Below are 20,423 nucleotides of genomic sequence, written 5' to 3' on the forward strand. Positions count from 1 at the left end.
GCTTGGCCAGAAAAATGAGTCGTTCTCGCTGTTCTAAACTAAGTGGTACAGAAACAATTCGAGGCATGTGTGAACATCTGTTAACTAAAAAAACTTTTTCGCATGATTAGTTATTTTTGTCAACTTACTTAATTTTTTAAATTGTTGATTCAAATCATTTAAAAAACTTAATGCAGTCGAAGTATTTGTAATCTTCTTAAATTCTTCTACAGTGATATCTCTATTACAAGCACACTCTGCGTTATCTATTCTTTTATTTATGGTTGGCTTATCCTGATTAGTGTTACCTTTAACGACATCCACATCCAAAACCAATTTAACATTATTTTGTTTTAAGCTTTTTACTAAATAAGTTTCTGGGCTTAAAGGAGAGCCATCTGGCTTAAATACAGTAATCTGAATTTTCTCACCAATCCTGCTTTGAACAGGAATTTTTCCATTGGATATAGAAAGAATTTTTTTAGTTTGAGTACCTAACGCAACAATTTCCACTTTGGTATTTTCAACCACATAATCTTGATGATTACGATCCAAAAGACTTATGAATGTCTTACTTATAAAATTTTCATAAGGCTCATCTAATTTAATTATGATCGGTGTTTGAGAGCCATTTTCTGAGTTAATAGTACTTTTCAGTACAAATTTATCTTCCAAATTCAAAACTAGAATTTCTATGTCCCGATTGGGTGAAGAAAGTACTTCTACAATTCCTTGCTCATCTGTCGTACGTTCAAATGAACTTTGTCTTCCTTTGGGATGAGATTTCACAGGGAAATTAATTAAAACTTTCTCATTACAATCTATGACTTTAAATAAAGTTGTGACAATTCCTTTTGAGCTAGGTGTAATTTTTTCTTTCCGATATTCTTCTATGCTTTTAGGTAAAAATACTTTTAGAGGATTGTTTCTAGAAGAAACAAGAGATGAGTTAAGCGTTTTAATCACAATATAATCTTTAGCATTAGGAGGCTTTGCCAAAATTTCTACAGTTCGATTAGGCGAACCTTGAAATATAAATAATCCCTCTTTATCTGTTTTTTTTGAATTTTCTCTTGATGAACCTTTATAACGCGATTTAACGTTTAAATTGATAACATATTTCCCAGAGGCATCATAAATTTTTGAGATTACTGTAACTAAATTACTCATTACTTAACCTCCTCTTCAGCATATACATCGTCCTCAGAGTTAATCTCCGTGACCTCATCCATTAGTTCATCTATATTGTCAAGATTCGATTCTTGGATCAGTTGTGTATATAAAGACGCGAAGCCTAAAGCAACAAAGTCTGTCGGTTGAGAGGTATAAAAGCGTAACGTACTCAATTGATTATTTTCATTTAATATAGATTTATTAGTTTTAATGAGCTTTCCATTCAATTTATCTAAAACAAAGATTTCTTTTTCTCCTGTAGAGGGCTGATTCCACTGATAATTAATTTTATTACTGAATAACGTTGGTGACTTAGGCAAGCTTATTTTTTCTTCAATAATCTTCTCCCCACCCTCAAAACAATGCTGTCCTGCTTTCGCCTCAAATTTAGCTGAAGTACTCACAAAAACACCTTTTGAATTAATTTTGATTTGTGAACCACCTGCCGTTAGCACAATTTCTTTTGGACTGGTAATTTCCACCCGATCTTCCGTAGAAATCAGCTTGATTTTCTGGCGTGCAATTGCATCTATAGCACCATCTTGTGCCTGAATTTCGACTTTACCCTTGGCTGCAAAAGCACGTATACCTTGCTCCGCTGCAAATAAACTGATTTTATCGCGTGCATGTGTAATCACAGATTTTTGGGTAGAAACATTAATACTGCCTGCGGCACTTTGATGAATATGTTGATCTGCAGAAAGGTGTAAATCTTGCTGAGTTGAAACTGCAATTGAGTTGGGCGCACAAAGAATCATAACCGCCTGCTTAAAACTTGCCGCTTTAGTTTGATCTTCTAGTTCAATTTGATTTAAAAATTCTTTGAGATGCTCCAGTGTTTCCAAAGGATCTGTTTGCTGATTTTGTGCCAACTCACTTAAGCCTTTGCTTGCCGCTAAACTGGACTCCAATTGCCTTTTGGCAGGACTCGCATCTAAATGATACGCTTGTGCCTGTGCTTGTGGATGAGTTGAAAGCAGTAAGCCTGCACCTGCACGCACAGCTCCCCACCGATCAGTTCTTAATTCAAAGCCTTCGCCGCGCCCAATTGAATCCTCCTGCCGCATTGGATGGCTCAAATATCCTAAATTCAACTGACTCGCAGCATGACTACTCTGCAATTGCGCACTGAATTGTTTGGTGGTGTCATTGAAGCGAAGTTGGTTAAACCCTGCACCACGTATTTCTTGTGAACGAATCCCGCTCAAGTATTTGGTATCGGGTAGAGTTCCAACTGTATCGAATTGTGTCTGTTGTCGTTCTGCCTCATGTAAACGTCCAACCACAAAAGGACGATCAATATTGCCATCAAAGAAATCCACCACCACAATTTCACCAATACGTGGGTGAAATCTTGCACCATAACCCTCACCTGCCCACGGTGTGAGTACATCCACCCACGCCGAATCGCTCTCATTGTCGTTGGCACCCGCACCACCATCATGCAAGTGGTCATCACTTCGGGTAAATAAAAACCGAACTTTAATACGCCCCCACGCATCTACATGCACGGTTTCATCCTCAGGTCCAACCACTTTAGCGCGCTGTGGATAAGCCACGGGACGATGCAGTAATGGATTAAACTCTGGAACGAGCGCAATATGTCGTCGAATCAAATTCAATTGACAAAATTGTTGAGGATCACCCTCCAACGGTAACTGAAATGTCCACTGACTTTGTTGCAGCAGACTCAAAAAATGCTGTTGTAATTCAGGTGCTAAATTGTTTTGGTTATAAAACTGTTTGGACAGTATTAAAAACTCTCGTTCAGTTTGGGGATGTTGATCAATTTCAGCATGCCCGTGTAATTCAAACCAATACCCCACTTGCGCATCACGTAAATTACTTTGCGCGGAAAAATATTTTGCCTGCAAATCATAATACTGAGCCAATTGTTGTCCCAATTGTTCTAATTGTTCGGTACTTGCAGCTGTCACCTGATCTTGCCCAGTTAAGTCTTGCATCCACGCAGGACTCACGCACCACGCCTGTTCTAAACTTAAAGCTTCACTATTTTGTGTGCTACTTTGTAAGGGCGATGTGAACTGTACTGAATTTTGGTCCTGTGCCAAAAGATCGGGTTGCCAGCGTTGTAACTGTACTTCAGTGGGTTGCAGGTTACGCTGTGCCATCCAAGTGTAAATGCTATCCCGCTGCTCGATTGCACTTGTACGCTGAAATGCCACTCGTCTACGTTTTAAGGGCTGATAATGACTATTCTGCTCAATCAGTCTTAATTTTTGTGTATCCATAGGCGTTAAAAAATGCTCAACCCAAGGTTGTTTTTCATCCACCAACCAATTGATGCCTTCGCTACGCCACAAACGGGTTAAAAACTCATAATCGCTTTCGTTGGATTGTATGATGAGAGGTCGAACTGCATAACGCTGACTGAGACCACTTAAATCTAAACTTAAACTTGCAGCAAATAATGCACTGCGGTCTTGCCATTCTTTAAACAGAATTTCACTCACCTCCACCACAGTTTTATTCATAAATACCCGACTGTTGCGGCGTTTATGCCACAAAGCCGTTGCATCCTGAATCTGCAATTTATAGAGACTGAGCGCGCCATCACTTTGCCCTTGCGCTGCTGCAGTAATAATGCCGCTATGTCGAAATAATTCGCCTTGATCGGTGAGTTGATCTACAGCCACCCGACTGCCAATAAATTGTTTCAACGGCAAATTTGCATGCGGTGAGAGGCATAAGACATCCATCTGCAAACCTTGGTTGATGGCATGCTGACCATAAACGCACTGCAAAAAGACCTGATGATTTAAGGCTGAATTAGAAAACTGGATATGAATTGTGCGGTGTTGAGGGCTTAAGCCAAATTTTTCTAATACAGCAAAGAGTGAACTTTGCATTGTTATTATCGTTGCTATTTTTATAGTGGCGCTATTCTAATCAGCAACTTGGCAATTATCTAGAGCGTAAAATGGATAAAGCGATAAACGGAATTTGCAGTTAAGACCATCTCCATCGCCAATTTTGATAATCCTCAATCCCTCTATTGATGAAAAATCAACAAACATGACACATTGCGTTACTCTGCAGTCAAGACAATCTTCAATCGCTATGCTACAACTGAGTTATGCCGTCAAAAAAGGAGAGGTGAAGAAATTTATTGTTTTTTATCAAAACCTTTTTTTATTTTTATTTCGTCATCTCAGCTTTCTACATAAAAGGGTCATCATTAAGCTTTAGCATAATAAAAGCATGCAAATGCCTTACATATATAACTGCTATTCGGGAGCGAACATGAATAACAGCCAAAATTATGTCAAACAAATTAAAAATGCTAAACGTGGAGGATATACGCCTACCATCGCCAAAGACATCAACAAACATAAGATTCAAAAAGCCATTCGCCTAATTGAACAATGGAGAACGCTCGCAAATGAACTCAAACCACAAATGCAACTTGATATGGCCTTTACCTTAGAAGAATGTGCACAGGATTTAGATCGCATCTTAAGAAATAAATAATCGCTTTTCACACTTCATTTCAAGTTATTTTCTTCAATGAGCCCACCCGCTGGGCTCATTTCATACAAAACCTTCTATGTGATTTCCTCGTTTGTAACGCGCCAAAATACTGTGTACAAAATCTTCAAAAACTCTATGCCCTGCATTAAACGGTTACTTTTTGGCTTGCGCACACGTAAAAATTCTGTAAAATTCTCTACACAACGCCGGCATAGCTCAGTTGGTAGAGCAACTGACTTGTAATCAGTAGGTCCACAGTTCGAATCCGTGTGCCGGCACCATATTAAACCTCATAAATTAAAAATTTATGAGGTTTTTTGTTTTTATAAACGTATATTTTTATCTTCCTCATGCTGCCCGAATCTCCAATTTATTCAGGGCGTCTATCTATCTGCAAAACTTTAACCGCAATACGGGATTGTGATTTTTAGCTTGTTAAATGTATTTTATACTTTAGAATGCAATACACATATTTCAGAGCTTATTTTTATATTGATGGTCTATTTTGTTGATGTTTCATCCATATAAACTGACATTTAAAAATATTTTTGTGAATTAAAATAAAAATTTAAAATTATAAGTCTTAGAAAATTGAGTATTAAAACAATGCTTCTCTAAAATTTTCCAGTTTAAGGAAGACCTCATGGCTCAAAGCTTTGCAACGCATCATTCCATGACCAATCATGGTGGAATCATCCTTGCCAACCAAATGCGTGTTTCTCAAATGGGAAATTTATTTTTAGTGGCGGGTGATGGACATTTCTGCCCTCAGTGCCAACGTTGGTCCACGATTATAAAAAGTCACGATCATATTCTTTTTGATGATAAAGCCGTGGCTTATGTCGGAGATCAATTGACGTGTGGCGCAAAAATTTTACCGAAGCAGTTTCATGTGGTGGGTAGGATTTAAAGCTAAGCATGGACAACTAAACACCGAAAAATCCCATCATCTAACAGCTCATTACAATAGATTAAGCTTTTTCCGCACTCACCTGCACATATTTAATCCAGCCATCTGCATAGAGCTTGGCACATAAACGTGCGGTCATGGCAATTTTAAACCAGTCTGCATCTCGCGTTTGAATTTGATGCTTGAGATGCTGATGCACATAATCAGCAAAACCCGCCAAAACCTGTGCCGACAAATCTTCCACCTGAATCTGTTTAAATTCAAACTGTGCCAAGACCGCTCGAAGCTGACTTTCGGACATTAGATCTTTAAAATTGACATCGGCAGATTTTAATAAGGCACGATATTGCAGCTGTTTGAATGCATGTGGTGGCGCTTGTTCTGCCCAAATTAAATAATGAAAGCCCAAACGTCCGTTTGAATTCAAAACTGCATTGACCTGACTTAAAAATGAATTCAAATGACTGTGATATGCTGCATCGATACAGAACACCACATCAAAACGTGGTTGTGGAAAAAGTGCTTTTAAATTTAAAAATGAAGCAGCGTGAATTTTAATATTTGAATTTAAATGTTGTCGAATCGACTGCACATGATGATCTTGTAGCTCAACAGCTTCAAGTCGTTGTATTTGATAGTGTTCCAACCAATATTTAAGACTGGCACCTTGCCCACAGCCTAAATCCAGTACAACATCTTTTGAATTTAAATGCACTGCTGCGGCCAAATGCGCTGCTAAATTTTGACATGCAGCGGGATAATCAGATCCCACTGCATCTGACCAATAACCTAAATTGCTCCACGGCAGTGCGGAAGTATCTCCCAAATATGCCGCTTGAATGGCATATTTATGTTTTGGAAAATGCTGTCGTATCGCCTGTTGCCATTTCATACTGACTCAGTCTAATTCAAAAAAGAGGGGCTGTTGATAATTCATCTATGTTTGCGACAACGCATATTTTTTAGCTGATATAAGGCATGAGGCAGGAAATTTAGTCATTCTAAATGACTGACTCATAACGCAATAGCAGCAAAAAATATGCTTGTCCTGAAAGGCTGTGGCTAAAACTTTCTCAGATTGCGTTATGAAACTTGGCAATAGTCTCGCTATTCCCTGCGTTTCATGCCTGATCTGCTCAGTTTTAGCCTACAGCACAAACCATTTATGAAATATCAACAGACCCTAAACTTAATAACCTAATTGCGGCGCAACCTCAACTTGTGGTTTTAAATCAATAAACGGTAATGGTGCACCAAAAATTTCTGCAATATGCATAGCGGAAGTCACTGCAGATTCTAAAATTGGTAAACCATCGCACGACCATGAACCGCAGAAGAACACTTTACGATTGTCTTGGTGATGGCGCTGCTGCAACTCTTTGTTTAATGCCACTGTCTTTGAATCCACCACAGCGCGGGTTAAAGTTACCGTTGAAATGATCTTTTTCGGATCAATTGGTGTAACTGGACGCCATGTTTGGAACACTGGCGATTTACCGACCAAAGTTGGTTCGATCGAGTTAAGCCATACCGTAAATTGCTGACGAGTAAATTTACGATCCATCATATAACTTAAAACAGACCAATCTTTACGTTTTGGCGGCATCACCGTTTGATCAGTGTGAATCACCAAATCACCCTGCTCGAATTTGAACTGTTTAAGCAATTCAATATCTTCTGCAAATTGTTGATTGTCCAAGAAGTCTTGGACTTTAGTGGTTGGCGTTGCAATCACCACACGGTCAAATGTTTGCGACTGACCCTCAGAATTTTCAACAATTACACCATCTTCTTGTTGATGAACACGAGTAATCGCTGCACCACTTTGAATATTAATACCTTCAATCAACTTATCAACCAATGCAGGCGTGCCACCTTGTAAACGCAATAATGCATCACCATCAGTCAATTGGCGTAAAAATACCAACAATGGTTTTGCTGGCCATTCACCAATGGTTTTAGGGTCACAAGTACAAATGGTGTAAAGCACTGGCATCACTGCACCATGCCAAAACACTTCTTCAATTTCGTTACGGTTGATAAATTCCGCAAGGGTAATGTCTTGGTTTTTAGATTTGAAAAATTTAGCGATGGCTGTTTTTAACTGCAACATGCCTTTTACCAAACGCCAGCCGTATTGTTGTATGCCTTTACGGTTGTTAATGATTGGGAAATTACCAATACGGGTACGGCTTGTGGTCAGCCAAGTTTCGGTACGATCTTCAAATAACCAACTGCACGCCATATAAGTACGCACAGGATAAGTTTTAATGCCTAAATGTGTGGCCAAGCTGAGGGTGTTTTTCCACAAATGTGGGTTCATGACCCGTAACGGCGCATCAATTAAACCATCCTCAAATTCGATGCTATGACTGTCCATTCCACGACCAGGCAGCGCCTCAAAAATTGTAATGTTATGCCCTGCATCTTTAAGAATTCTTGCGGTAGCCAGTCCAGCCATACCACTACCGATCACTGCGATATCCAAACCGATCATCCATCTTTTTACATACTTTATGAAATTATGAACCATGCCTAAGGAAAATGAGCTATTAAAAACTACCAGATTGTGTACTTTTCACAGAGAAACAACACAAAGTACACTGGCAATATGATTACATTTTTTAACAATCAGAAAGTGCTTAAATAAGCCTTAGAATTTATTTATATTATTTCTTTAATACTATAAATAGTGTTCTAAACCATGTAGATAAATTCACCAATTTTATAATTTTCGTTTTACAAATAAATCTCTAAACGCTATGATACCAAGCACAAAAATAATAACTACATCACATATAATTATCATAAGGAATATGATCAATCCGCTAAAACTAGAAATTTGACAGCGCCAGAACAACAAAAGCCTCGGTCGGGACATCGACATGAGGCTTTTTTCTTGGCTAAGATTTTTTAAAGCTTAACCCGCTTGATGTTGAATCGGAATTTCACCAAACTTGCCTTGATTAAAATCTTCAAAAGCTTGAATGATTTCCTGCTTGGTATTCATGACAAATGGACCATAGCCTTGAATAGGTTCATTTAATGGCTTGCCTGTCAGCACTAAAAATTGCGTATCTTGCAGTGCTTCAAGCTGAATTAACGCTTCGCCATCTTGAGCAAATAACACCACTGAGTGATCTTGCACAAGTTGACTGCCATTGACACGCAATTCTCCTTCTAAAAGCACCAATAAAGTATTGTGATCGACAGGTACATGCACAGCCTGAGTTTGTTCGGCTTTAAGCTGCCCATCCCAAACATTCACTGGACTAAAGGTACTCGCAGGCCCATGCTGATTAGCATATTGACCTGCAATAATGCGTAAATGACCCGCATCGTTTTCAAACTCCACCACAGGAATATTTCGCGCCTCAATGGCCTGATAACGTGGTGCTGTCATTTTATCTGCAGCAGGTAAATTCACCCAAATCTGCACCATTTCAAACAGCCCGCCTTGCTGCGCATAGTCTTTGGAGTGAAACTCCTCATGCACCACACCTGCACCTGCTGTCATCCACTGCACATCTCCTGTTTTAATGGTGCCACCACCACCCGCAGAGTCTTGATGTGTGACCTCGCCCTGATAGGCCAAAGTCACTGTTTCAAAACCACGATGTGGATGTGAACCCACACCATGCTGTGCCGTCGTAGCATCAAAATGATACGGCGATGCATAGTCCAACATTAAAAATGGGCTGATGACCTGACCTAAACGATCATAAGAAAATAAGTTTTTAACGGGAAAGCCATCGCCCACCCAATGCATGTTCTGATTGCGATATACACCTATTATTTTTTTCATGTGTGATGCCTATAACTGAATATGGAAGATACTTTGATCTTAATATTTTGCTTAGCTGCGACCTAGCACAAATTTGGCATACTGCATTGCAAGAATAGAATAATCCCTGGCAAGATGCGCAGTGTATTGCGCTATCTTAAAAATTGCATAAAAAATCCAGAACCGAAGTTCTGGATTTTGAAATTTTCATGGCTAGATGATTTAGATTTTTCCAACCAGATCAATAGATGGTGCAAGTGTTGCATCACCTTCTTTCCACTTGGCAGGGCAAACTTCGCTAGGGTGTGCATGCACATATTGCGCTGCTTTTACTTTACGCAACAACTCTTGCGCGTCACGACCAATACCGCCTGCATTGATTTCTACAATTTGGATTTTACCTTCAGGGTCAATCACGAAAGTACCACGATCTGCCAAACCTTCTGCTTCAATCAGCACCTCAAAGTTTTTAGACAATGTCCAAGTTGGGTCGCCAATCATTGGATATTGAATCTTTTTAATTTCTTCTGAGGTGTTGTGCCATGCTTTATGGGTAAAGTGTGTGTCTGTAGATACTGAGTAAATTTCCACACCCATTTTTTGGAATTCAGCATATTGATCGGCTAAATCGGCAAGTTCAGTTGGGCAAACAAAGGTGAAATCTGCAGGGTAGAAAAACACCACTGACCATTTACCAATAAAGTCTTGCTCAGATACGTCAATAAATTGACCATTGTGGTAAGCGGTTGCGTTAAATGCTTTGACTTGGGTATTGATTAAACTCATGGATGACTCCTCAATTCGTTTCGGGGATTGCTTATCTTGTGTAGCTAGAATACGAAAATCGAAAGAATCGGTAAAACAGTGTTTTTTTATAAAAATAATCGGATTTATGAATTATAAATCCTATCATAGTTTGAAATTTAATCGAGAAAATAGATATTTGCTAAATATCTGCATAAAAAACCCTTTGTCGAAACAAAGGGTTTGGATGATGATTTTCCATTTTGAATCAAATGGCTATCTCTAGTATGTCTCAAAACGGCAAATCATCATCTAAATCTGCAGGTGCGGTTGCAGGCGCAGCTTGTGGCTTCGGTGCAAAACCACTTGGGTTATTGTTGGCATAGCCACCACCCTGATTTTGGTTAAAACCGCCTTGATTTTGATTCGCATAACCTGTGGCTGGAGCTTGGTTCTGATTGCCATAACCGCCTTGGTTATTGTTAAAACGTGGTTGAGCAAAGCCACCATCTTGCTGGTCAGATTGTCCACGGTTAGCAGAGTCGAGCATTTGCATTTGATCGCCACGAATTTCAGTGGTGTAACGCTCTTGACCATTTTGGTCTGTCCACTGACGCGTACGCAATGAACCTTCAATATATACTTTAGAACCTTTGCGTAAATATTGCTGTGCAATCTCGCCTAAACGGTTATGTAAAACAATGCGATGCCACTCTGTTTGCTCTTTACGCTCACCTGTGTTTTTGTCTGTCCAGACATCACTGGTTGCGATAGAAAATTGAGTGAGAGAACCACCATTTGGGAAAGTTTTTGTTTCAGGATCACGACCTAAAGTACCCACTAAAATGACTTTATTTACACCACGCATTAGACGTTTTCTTCCTATTTGTTTCTATTATTTACTTTATAAGAGTTATGCTTAAATGGCTACCTCTTTCCCAAACAAGTGCGTTAATTGTTGTCGCGCAGCATCATCAATTTGCTGTTTATCCACTTTCACATAAGCCACTTGCTGGTCAGACATCACCACGACCTCTTCAATACCACGAATTGCCAAAAGTTGAGAAGTCCATTCATCTGTTTCTCGGTTCTCAGGCAAACGCAACACCAAAGACGAAAGATAGCGCGGCTGCGCCAATCCAAAACTAACGAATAGCCAAATTATAGCAATCGCGGTCAAAATACTCCAACCCATTGCGGTGTGGTTGAGCATCAATAATTGTCCGCCAATCATCCCACCAAAGAATGCACCCAAAAACTGACTGCTGGCATTTACACCCATCGCGGTGGCTTTAGATTGAATTGGTGCAGCCTTTGACAACCACGAAGGTAATAAGGCTTCCATAACGTTAAAGGCAATAAAGAATAAACCCAAACCCAATAAAAGGATGTATTTCGATTCAAACCCGAAAATCAGCACCAACAGCCCTAAAATAATACCTGCAATCGCGGTCAGGAAAATACCACGCATTTTGCGATATTTTTCTGCCAAAACAATGCTTGGAAATGCCACGAACAGACTGACCAACAACAATGGCAAATACACCCAACCATGATGCTGCAAAGGAATATCGGCAAATTGGATTAATTGCGAAGGCACATAAATAAACATGGCAGTCAGCAATAAATGTAGGGTAAATACCGATACATGCAGACGGTTTAAATCGCCCATTTTCAGGACTTGCTTTAACTGAGTGATATAGCCTTGCTGAAAATTACGATGATGACGCGTGACTTTAGGCACCAATAACAACATGAGAATCGCTGCTAGTCCCATCACTGTGGTGACCCAAAATAACCCTGAAATACCAACCCAGCCCGTAAGCCATGGCCCTAAACTAAAGGCCACCACAAAGGACATACCGATACTCATCCCCATCACCGCCATGGCTTTCATGCGGTTTTCTTCGCGGGTCACATCGGCCAGTAATGCCATCACCACGGCAGATACTGCGCCACCACCTGCAATGGCACGACCAATAATCACGCCATAAATGGTGTCAGACATGGCTGCAATTGCACCACCCAAAGCAAACAGTAATAAGCCAAAAACCACCAATGGCTTACGGCTATAACGGTCTGCAATTAAGCTAAACGGAATTTGTAAAATGGCTTGGGTGAGTCCATAAACACCAACGGCAAGACCAATCAGTGCAGGAGTTGAGTATTGATATGACTGCCCTGCTACTGAAAACACAGGAATAATCATGAACAAACCCAACATGCGCAATGCAAAAATACTGCTTAAAGCAAAGGTCGAGCGGCGTTCCAAGGCATTCATCATATCAATCGACTAAAACTAAATAATTTTGAATTTGCAGATATCCTACAACATTCAGCTGCATGATGCTGATTTTTCCCGATGTTTATTATACGCGATGCCTAGAATTTCAATAAAAAAAGGGCGCAACGCTGTGCACCCAAATTCTAACTTCGTTCTGTCTGTATGATTGTTCTGCTTGGTTATGCTTGAGTCTTACCATCAAAGCATCAGCAGATGCATTAACTTGCTTTTGCCTGACGCTTTTTAAATTGAATCGAGGCAATCACTGCCCAAACAATAAAGGCAACGCCAATTAAACCTGTCACTACTTCTGGCACATGCAGGCCTGTACCGCTGGCAATCATAATAAAGGCCAAGGCACCAATGGCGTAGTGCGCACCGTGTTCAAGGTAAACGTACGCATCCAACGTACCTTTTTCGACCAAGTAAATGGTCATAGAACGCACAAAAATCGCACCAATGGCTAGACCTAACATAATGATTACCACATCTGAAGTAATCGCAAAGGCACCAATCACGCCATCAAAACTGAACGAGGCATCTAGTACTTCCAGATATAAAAAGCCACCAATCCCCGCTTTTACCACACCTGTTGGCACACCATTTTCATCATGGCGCACAGCATTGCCCTGCTCATCGACTTCAGGCTCTCCGCCCAGCATGTGACTCAGCACTTGTACACCAATATAAATCACGATGCCCCAAATACCCGCCATCGTCACCACAAGGCGTTTATCTTCAACCACGTTCGCTGCCATGATCAGCAAGGTCACTAAGGCTAAAAATACAGACATGGCAGGTACGCTTGCCAAATTGCTCAAACGACGTTCCAACCATCTGAACCAGTGGGTGTCTTTTTCATCATCCAAAAAGAAATTCAGGAAGACCATCAACAAGAATGCACCACCAAATGCAGCAATTTCAGGGTGATGTGCCATCAGTTTGGCAGAATATTGCTTCGGATCATTCAGTGCCAGTTGTACCACTTCCATCATGCCCATATCGGCAGTGACAGCCACAATCACCACAGGGAAGATCAAACGCATGCCAAATACAGCAATGATAATCCCCACAGTTAAAAACAGCATTTTCCAGAAATGATCCCAACCGCGTAGGACTGAAGCATTCACCACCGCGTTATCAAACGACAACGACACTTCCATAATCGCTAAAATTGCGGTGATGGTCAGTGCGGTGAGCATGGTCTGCACACCTGCTTCTGGGCCATGGGTATAGCCCCAATATGCAGATAGCGCAAGACACACTATCGAAAATACGATTGAGAAACCAAAATGTTTCATCATGACAAACGACCTATCGATATATTTTGATCTGAATTTTTTATCTGTCGAATCTGCACCACAAAAGCCAAGCATAGCTTTGGGTGAGCAACAACAAATCTAAAAATTCTGAAATTTGAATTGTCCAAATTTTAAATCGGACAAAAGCTGAGAATGTAAAATTTTATGCCGCAATTATGACGCTTTTTTCTCAACTTCGCCAAAATTCTTCGTATGATTTTTTTGTTGTGATGGATTTCGCCCCAACTGCGCTATTTCAATATTGATCAGTTGTGATCACCGTACAGATATGCAATGGTATCTGCATCAATAAAATTCAAATGGAAATCCAACATGCGCTTTTCTCAAGAGGCTTGGCAGCGTAACCTTGCGCTCTATCAAAAAACACTGGCGTTGCCATTTAATCAGGAACTGGCGCAAGGTACATTAAGCAAAGCTGCGTTTTGTCATTATGTGATTCAAGATTCACATTACTTAATTGCCTATGGTCGTGCGCTGGCTGTCTGTGCTGCCAAAGCTTTTGATGCCGATGATATTATTCAATTTTCGGAAGCAGCCAAAATTGCAATTGTGGTTGAACGCACCTTACACGACAGCTTTATGCAAGCATTTGATATTTCCAAACAGGAATTTGAAAGCACCCCACTGACCCTCGCCTGCCATCATTACACCTCTTATTTGCTCGCAACAGCGTGGTCAGAAAGTTATCCTGTGGTATTGGCTTCATTGCTGCCATGTTTCTGGATTTATGCAGAAGTGGGCAAAGACATCGTCAATAATTCAGTACCGAATAATCCGTATCAGGCTTGGGTAGATACCTATTCAGGCGAAGAATTCCATAGTGCAGTCAACAATGTAATTCAGACCATTGACCGTATTGCTGCGCGCTGTGATGCCGATACCCTTGAAAAAATGCACCACGCCTACACCAAAGCTGCAGAACTGGAATGGTTATTCTGGGATAGCGCCTATCATCAACGTCAGTGGCCGGGTTTAGATCAAGCTTAACGGCCGCCCTCACGCACCGTATGGCAATCGCTCCATACATACAGTGCGACAGCTCATGACCGATAAAGCATGAAAAATAACACTTGAACAATTTTCATGCGCTATCATATATAGGTTTTTCATTTGCAAAATATCGAGAAGTTTTTATGAGCCAAAGTCATATCCGTATTCGAGGTGCACGTACCCATAACCTAAAAAACGTGAACCTTGATATTCCACGCGATAAATTTGTGGTAATTACGGGTTTATCTGGTTCAGGAAAATCTTCACTGGCGTTTGATACCCTTTATGCCGAAGGACAGCGTCGTTATGTCGAATCGCTTTCTGCATACGCACGCCAGTTTTTATCGCAAATGGAAAAACCTGAAGTCGACTCGATTGAAGGTCTAAGTCCCGCAATTGCCATTGAACAGAAATCGACCAGCCATAACCCGCGTTCAACCGTGGGTACCATTACCGAAATTTACGACTATTTGCGTTTACTGTATGCACGTGTCGGCACACCTTACTGTCCTGAACATGATTTACCAATGGTGGCGCAAACTGTTTCAGAAATGGTCGATGCTGTAAAAGCACTGGAAGAAGGCACTGCCTTAATGCTACTCGCGCCTGTGATTCGTGAGCGTAAAGGCGAATATGTGCATCTGTTTGAACAGCTACAAAGTCAGGGTTTTGTACGCGCCCGAGTTGATGGCGAAGTCATGGACATTGACCCACCACCAGAACTCGATAAAAAGAAAAAACATACCATTGAAGTGGTGGTAGACCGTTTTAAAGTCCGAGATGATTTGGGCAACCGTATTGCCGAAAGCTTTGAAACTGCACTGCGTTTAGGTGGCGATTTAGCCATTTTATCGTGGATGAATGCGGAACAACCTGATCGTATTTTTTCGGCCAAGCACTCTTGCCCGCAATGTGACCGTGCCGTGGCAGAACTTGAACCGCGCCTGTTCTCATTTAACAACCCTTTTGGCGCTTGTCCAACTTGTGATGGTTTGGGGACACGTAGCCATTTCAGTGCGGAAAAATTGATTCCAAACCCTGAACTGTCGATTAGTCAGGGCGCAATTCGCGGCTGGGACAGACAGCGTCCGTATTATTACAGCATGCTGGAAAAAGTCGCGGCACATTATGAACTCTCACTCGATACGGCATGGAATCAGCTGGACAGCGTGACACAAAAGAAATTCCTGTATGGCACAGGTAAAGACAAAATTGACCTGAGCTATACTGATGAACGTGGACGCCACCATAAACGTGTGATTGCGTTTGAAGGCGTGTTACCGCATTTAGAACGTCGTTACCGTGAAACCGAAAGTAATTATGTACGTGATGATTTGGCGCAGTATTTATCTAATGCTGCCTGTGATGCCTGCGGTGGTTCACGTTTAAATGAAATCTCTCGTAATGTCCGCGTGAAAGACAAAACCATTGCTCAAATTACCCAAATGTCGATTGGCGATGCCGAAGACTACTATCAAGGCTTAAATCTTGAAGGGGCCAAAGGTGAAGTCGCAGATAAAATCTTTAAAGAAATTCGTGAACGTCTGCACTTTTTAGTGTCGGTGGGTTTGAATTATTTAAGTCTGTCACGCTCCGCCGAAACTCTTTCAGGCGGTGAAGCACAACGTATCCGCTTGGCATCTCAAATTGGTGCGGGGCTTATGGGCGTGATGTATGTGCTAGATGAACCTTCAATTGGCTTGCACCAGCGTGACAATGATCGCTTGTTGGAAACCCTGATTCGTTTACGTGACTTGGGTAACACGGTGTTAGTGGTAGAACACGATGAAGATGCGATTCGCGCTGCCGACCATATTATTGATATTGGCCCAGGTGCAGGTGTGCATGGTGGACATATTATTGCCGAAGGCACCTATGCAGAACTGGCCGAACATGCAGACTCCCTAACAGGGCAGTATTTATCGGGCAAATTAAAAATTGAAGTACCGAAAACGCGCACCCAACCGCCACATCCCGAACAACAAATTAAGCTAATGGGCGCAGCAGGACATAACCTGAAAAAAGTGGATCTCACTTTGCCTTTAGGGGTAATGACTTGTGTCACAGGCGTGTCGGGTTCAGGAAAATCCACCCTAATTAACCGTACTTTGTTGCCTTTGGCTGCAACACAATTAAATGGCGCAACTACATTAACCGCAGAAAAATTCGACTCGATTGATGGTTTGCAATATTTAGATAAAGTGGTGGATATTGACCAAAGCCCGATTGGGCGAACGCCACGCTCGAACCCCGCGACCTATACAGGCTTGTTCACTCCAATTCGTGAGCTGTTTGCGCAAACCCCTGAAGCTAAAGCACGTGGCTATGCAGCAGGACGCTTCTCCTTTAACGTTAAAGGTGGACGCTGCGAAGCTTGTGAGGGTGATGGCATGATTAAAGTTGCCATGCACTTCTTGCCAGATATGTACGTGCCTTGCGATGCCTGTCATGGTAAACGCTATAACCGCGAAACTTTGGAAGTCAGTTATAAAGGTCGCAATATTTCTGATGTTTTGGAAATGACCGTTGAAGATGCCATGCATTTCTTTGATGCCATTCCTGTGATTCATCGTCGGTTGGAAACGTTAAATCAGGTTGGCTTGGGTTATATCCGCCTTGGTCAATCAGCTACAACTTTATCTGGCGGTGAAGCACAGCGCGTAAAACTGGCGCGTGAACTGGCCAAACGAGATACAGGCAAAACCCTGTATGTACTGGATGAACCGACCACTGGTTTGCACTTCCATGACATTGCCAAATTGCTCGACATCCTGCATGAGCTACGCAACAAGGGTAATACCATTGTGGTGATTGAACACAACCTAGATGTGATTAAAACTGCAGACTGGATTGTCGATTTAGGCCCTGAAGGTGGTGCAGGCGGTGGACAAATCATTGCCGAAGGCACACCTGAAACTGTCGCAAAATCTAAAATTTCACATACCGCAAAATTCTTAAAACCGATGTTAAAAGGCTAAAATAGATTATTTCAGTTTTTAAGCCCATTCAAGTTTAAATACAGATTCAGCACAAACTTGTGCTGAATCTTTCACTCTAGGCTTTTTATCACTTCGGAAATGCTCGTGGATCAATTACTGTGACTTAGTCACCAGCAACGGCATTGCGCCCACGTGCTTTGGCTCTAAATAAGTGTTTATCGGCTTTTTCCAACAATCTGCTCCATGACGCAGCACCCACCGCCACGCCAGCACTGACCGACACTTGAATATAATCATTCAGTTTTGGAATAAAAATTTCTTGATTCACAATATGGCAGCGCAATTTATCTGCCAAATACAGCGCCTCAGTAAATTCTATTTGCTCAATCAAAACCCAAAACTCATCGCCACCATAACGCACCACCAAGTCTGAGGCACGGACATGCGCTTTGAGAGTATCGGCAATACATTTTAAAGCTTGGTCACCTACCACATGCCCGAAGGTATCGTTAATGTGTTTGAATTTATCCACATCCATAATAATCAGACCAGTTTTGCTCAATTTTTCAGGTCGATGTTCTAAATATTTGATGTATTCCTCAAGCGCCAAACGGTTGGAAACACCAGTTAAGGCATCGGTATTGGCAATATTACGCAGCTGAAATTCTAAAATATCACGCTGCTCTAGGCGTTGTTTTAATTTTTGAATGGCCTCTAAGAGCGTTACCTTGTCTGGATTTTGCGTCCCTTGAGCTTCATCATCATAAGCTGCCAAGCGTAAAATTTGGCTGCGTGCCTGAATTAAAGGAATAAAGACCTTTGAGCGCGCATAGACCATGGTGAAAATAGCAGCCAATAACGAAATAATTGACGCTACTAGGGTTAAAATGAAAATACGCTGAGCTTGATGATAATCTTTGTGCGCAACCTGCAAACTGTGCGCTAATATAAATGACTGCAAACTGACCACAGTGTTGAATTTATCCACAATTTTTTGGGTGAGTTCAGTACCTGTCAATGAATAAGGTTGCCCATCAATACTTTGCTGAATCAATTGATTAACGATAGGAATTCCCTCATCCAGAAACTCCTTTTTTAATTGATCATGCAAAATATTATATTCAGGAATTTTATGTGCTTCAGGCAAAATGGTATGGATTAAATCCCACAAATAATAAGCTTGGCGTTGGGTTTGCAAAGAGCTCGCCAAATTGGTTTCAGGAATTTTTTCAGCAAACGTTACCGCGGCAATAATATTGGATGCCACCCTTCCCGCTTGATCACGCAAATCTGAAAGAACAAAAATCACACTATAATAGGTCGATACCGATGAGTCTTTTGCCACTGAATCGAGCATGACGTGTTTCAGCACATGCTGAGAACTGTCCCATGCCGCAAACATTTTTTGAATCGCATGATCCATCTGTTGAGAGCTACGCAAATGCTGTGGAGTTGCTGCATATTCATCGACCGCCTGACGCCCTTGTTCTAAAGCGGTCTTTAATTGATGCGATAAATGATGCGCATGGATAATAAAACTTTCTTTTCTTAAAATATTGATGGTCTGTTCTACTTGTTGATCCACGCCAGCACGGTACGCTTTCAATTCTTGTAAATTTTGCTGAAATTCAGCTGCTGAACTCGACATGACTTTGTTTGCAGGTGCTCGTTCACGCGAAATACTATTGGTCAGTTCAGCCACTTTGCCTAATACAGAAATTTCAATTAAAGCACGTTTTGTTTTTTGATAACTCTGATAACTATTCACCATCAGAGGAACGCAAATAAAAAGCAATGACACGATAATAATGATCATCGAGATCAACAGTCGCTGACTGATATGCTCTGTGCGCAATTTCATCATCATGCTAAGTTTTACCTACGTCATTATAACTGTGCAAAATCGTGGACTTGATCACTTAATCGGCGACTATATTACATGAGCAATCTTTAAATTACTTACAAAAAAGATAATTAATTCACTTATATTTTGAATTATTTAGTTTTTATCACCAAATCATAACAGCTAAATTGGATCTGATATTTTAAACCTGTCTAACTAGAGCATCTTATTCAAGAAAACGTCCAAAACCATACACTGTGCCGATTTTCTTAAAACAACAAATACAAAAAATAATGTTTCAGCATGCAGAAAATATTTTACAGATGCAACATTTGGGTGCATAATGCACCTCATTAGGGCGAGTTTAGTTTTTCCTCAGCAGTAAACTAAATTTACCCGCAAATTTTGGCGAAAAATCCCAGTTTTTGAAAGAAAACTGGGATTTTTTTATGGGTTTTGATCATATCACACCCTCAAACTGCACCATATCAGTGCAATTTTCGCAAAACCATTTGCGTTTTCACATGCAAAAAAAAACCCAACCTTGGGGAAAGTTGGGCAGATAAAAAGCAAACAATTATGGAGAATCAGATCGCACTACTGGATGAACCAAGCTTAGGATTTGATGGTTAAATTATGAGATAAGTAACATAATTTACAAACCCGACTTAAGTAGTAGGACTTCATGGTGGAATTATGAAATAAATCACAGTTTATGTAAAGCCTAGTCAACCAGTCTGATTTATTTTTATACAAATAGTCAAAATTAATGTGATTAAATTCACATTATGCCGACTATTCCACTCAAATTTATTCTGAACAGACCTTATTTTTAGTTTGTTTTTTATCCAAAAATCATGATTTCACCCTAAAACAGGTGAATTTTTCCGTTATTCTTCACTCTCCAAGAATTATTATTACAGATAATTTCAATTAAATTTATCGATTAATCCAATTAATGCT

At 40.8% G+C, this 20,423-nt stretch carries 13 protein-coding genes, 1 tRNA gene and 2 pseudogenes; 5 read left to right on the forward strand and 11 right to left on the reverse strand.

Annotated elements, in window-relative coordinates; translation table 11 throughout:
• From FTT74_RS14000 to FTT74_RS07690, 3 genes and pseudogenes are all read right to left on the reverse strand, one after another.
• Positions 1-67 (reverse strand): annotated as a pseudogene (locus FTT74_RS14000) (helix-turn-helix domain-containing protein); the annotation flags it as partial.
• 17 nt (positions 68-84) lie between these two features.
• Entirely contained in the window at positions 85-1,149 is a 1,065-nt protein-coding gene (locus FTT74_RS07685) for a hypothetical protein (RefSeq protein ID WP_179988828.1), read from the reverse strand.
• Positions 1,149-4,022 (reverse strand): type VI secretion system Vgr family protein, encoded by a 2,874-nt coding sequence (locus tag FTT74_RS07690; protein WP_179988829.1) that lies wholly within the window; start codon positions 4,020-4,022, stop codon positions 1,149-1,151. The genes FTT74_RS07685 and FTT74_RS07690 overlap by 1 nt, the downstream gene beginning before the upstream one ends.
• A gap of 394 nt (positions 4,023-4,416) precedes the next feature.
• Between FTT74_RS07690 and FTT74_RS07695 the strand changes: the two genes are divergently transcribed.
• The 3 genes and pseudogenes from FTT74_RS07695 to FTT74_RS07705 all read left to right on the forward strand — a co-directional run.
• On the forward strand, positions 4,417-4,644 hold the full coding sequence (locus tag FTT74_RS07695; RefSeq protein ID WP_004970172.1) for a hypothetical protein: 228 nt from the start codon (positions 4,417-4,419) through the stop codon (positions 4,642-4,644).
• 205 nt (positions 4,645-4,849) lie between these two features.
• A tRNA-Thr gene (locus FTT74_RS07700) sits at positions 4,850-4,925 on the forward strand.
• A gap of 362 nt (positions 4,926-5,287) precedes the next feature.
• Positions 5,288-5,545 (forward strand): annotated as a pseudogene (locus FTT74_RS07705) (PAAR domain-containing protein); the annotation flags it as partial.
• Positions 5,546-5,615: 70 nt separating this feature from the next.
• Here the strand turns inward: FTT74_RS07705 and FTT74_RS07710 are convergent.
• The 7 genes from FTT74_RS07710 to FTT74_RS07740 all read right to left on the reverse strand — a co-directional run bounded on the left by FTT74_RS07710 (position 5,616) and on the right by FTT74_RS07740 (position 13,670).
• Complete coding sequence (locus FTT74_RS07710) at positions 5,616-6,446, reverse strand: cyclopropane-fatty-acyl-phospholipid synthase family protein (protein WP_104852875.1); 831 nt, start codon at positions 6,444-6,446, stop codon at positions 5,616-5,618.
• A 297-nt stretch (positions 6,447-6,743) separates the two neighbouring features.
• Entirely contained in the window at positions 6,744-8,051 is a 1,308-nt protein-coding gene (locus FTT74_RS07715; protein WP_004970183.1) for an FAD-dependent oxidoreductase, read from the reverse strand.
• A gap of 423 nt (positions 8,052-8,474) precedes the next feature.
• Positions 8,475-9,359, reverse strand: a complete 885-nt coding sequence (locus FTT74_RS07720) for a pirin family protein (RefSeq protein WP_179988830.1) — start codon at positions 9,357-9,359, stop codon at positions 8,475-8,477.
• 201 nt (positions 9,360-9,560) lie between these two features.
• On the reverse strand, positions 9,561-10,124 hold the full coding sequence (gene ahpC / locus FTT74_RS07725; protein WP_179988831.1) for an alkyl hydroperoxide reductase subunit C: 564 nt from the start codon (positions 10,122-10,124) through the stop codon (positions 9,561-9,563).
• Positions 10,125-10,374: 250 nt separating this feature from the next.
• Positions 10,375-10,950: a single-stranded DNA-binding protein gene (gene ssb / locus FTT74_RS07730; RefSeq protein ID WP_096902231.1), complete on the reverse strand. Its 576-nt coding sequence runs from the start codon at positions 10,948-10,950 to the stop codon at positions 10,375-10,377.
• 51 nt (positions 10,951-11,001) lie between these two features.
• Positions 11,002-12,366 (reverse strand): MFS transporter, encoded by a 1,365-nt coding sequence (locus FTT74_RS07735; protein ID WP_104852874.1) that lies wholly within the window; start codon positions 12,364-12,366, stop codon positions 11,002-11,004.
• Between the two features lie 218 nt (positions 12,367-12,584).
• Positions 12,585-13,670, reverse strand: a complete 1,086-nt coding sequence (locus tag FTT74_RS07740; RefSeq protein WP_131261267.1) for a DUF475 domain-containing protein — start codon at positions 13,668-13,670, stop codon at positions 12,585-12,587.
• A 330-nt stretch (positions 13,671-14,000) separates the two neighbouring features.
• Here FTT74_RS07740 and tenA point away from each other — a divergent pair, with 330 nt between their 5' ends.
• Positions 14,001-14,675, forward strand: coding sequence for a thiaminase II (tenA, locus tag FTT74_RS07745; protein WP_179988832.1), 675 nt, complete (start codon positions 14,001-14,003; stop codon positions 14,673-14,675).
• A gap of 146 nt (positions 14,676-14,821) precedes the next feature.
• The gene (gene uvrA, locus FTT74_RS07750) at positions 14,822-17,656 is read left to right on the forward strand and encodes an excinuclease ABC subunit UvrA (RefSeq protein WP_004970200.1); all 2,835 of its coding nucleotides are present in this window, start codon (positions 14,822-14,824) and stop codon (positions 17,654-17,656) included.
• A gap of 124 nt (positions 17,657-17,780) precedes the next feature.
• Here uvrA and FTT74_RS07755 read toward each other — a convergent pair whose 3' ends face one another.
• Positions 17,781-19,481 carry a GGDEF domain-containing protein gene (locus tag FTT74_RS07755; RefSeq protein WP_179988884.1) on the reverse strand — a complete coding sequence of 567 codons (1,701 nt, stop codon included), beginning with the start codon at positions 19,479-19,481 and terminating at the stop codon, positions 17,781-17,783.
• Positions 19,482-20,423 lie beyond the last annotated feature (942 nt).

Origin of the sequence: Acinetobacter sp. YH01007, from assembly GCF_013420425.1 — a bacterium.
In the GTDB taxonomy this organism is placed as follows: Bacteria; Pseudomonadota; Gammaproteobacteria; order Pseudomonadales; family Moraxellaceae; genus Acinetobacter; species Acinetobacter towneri.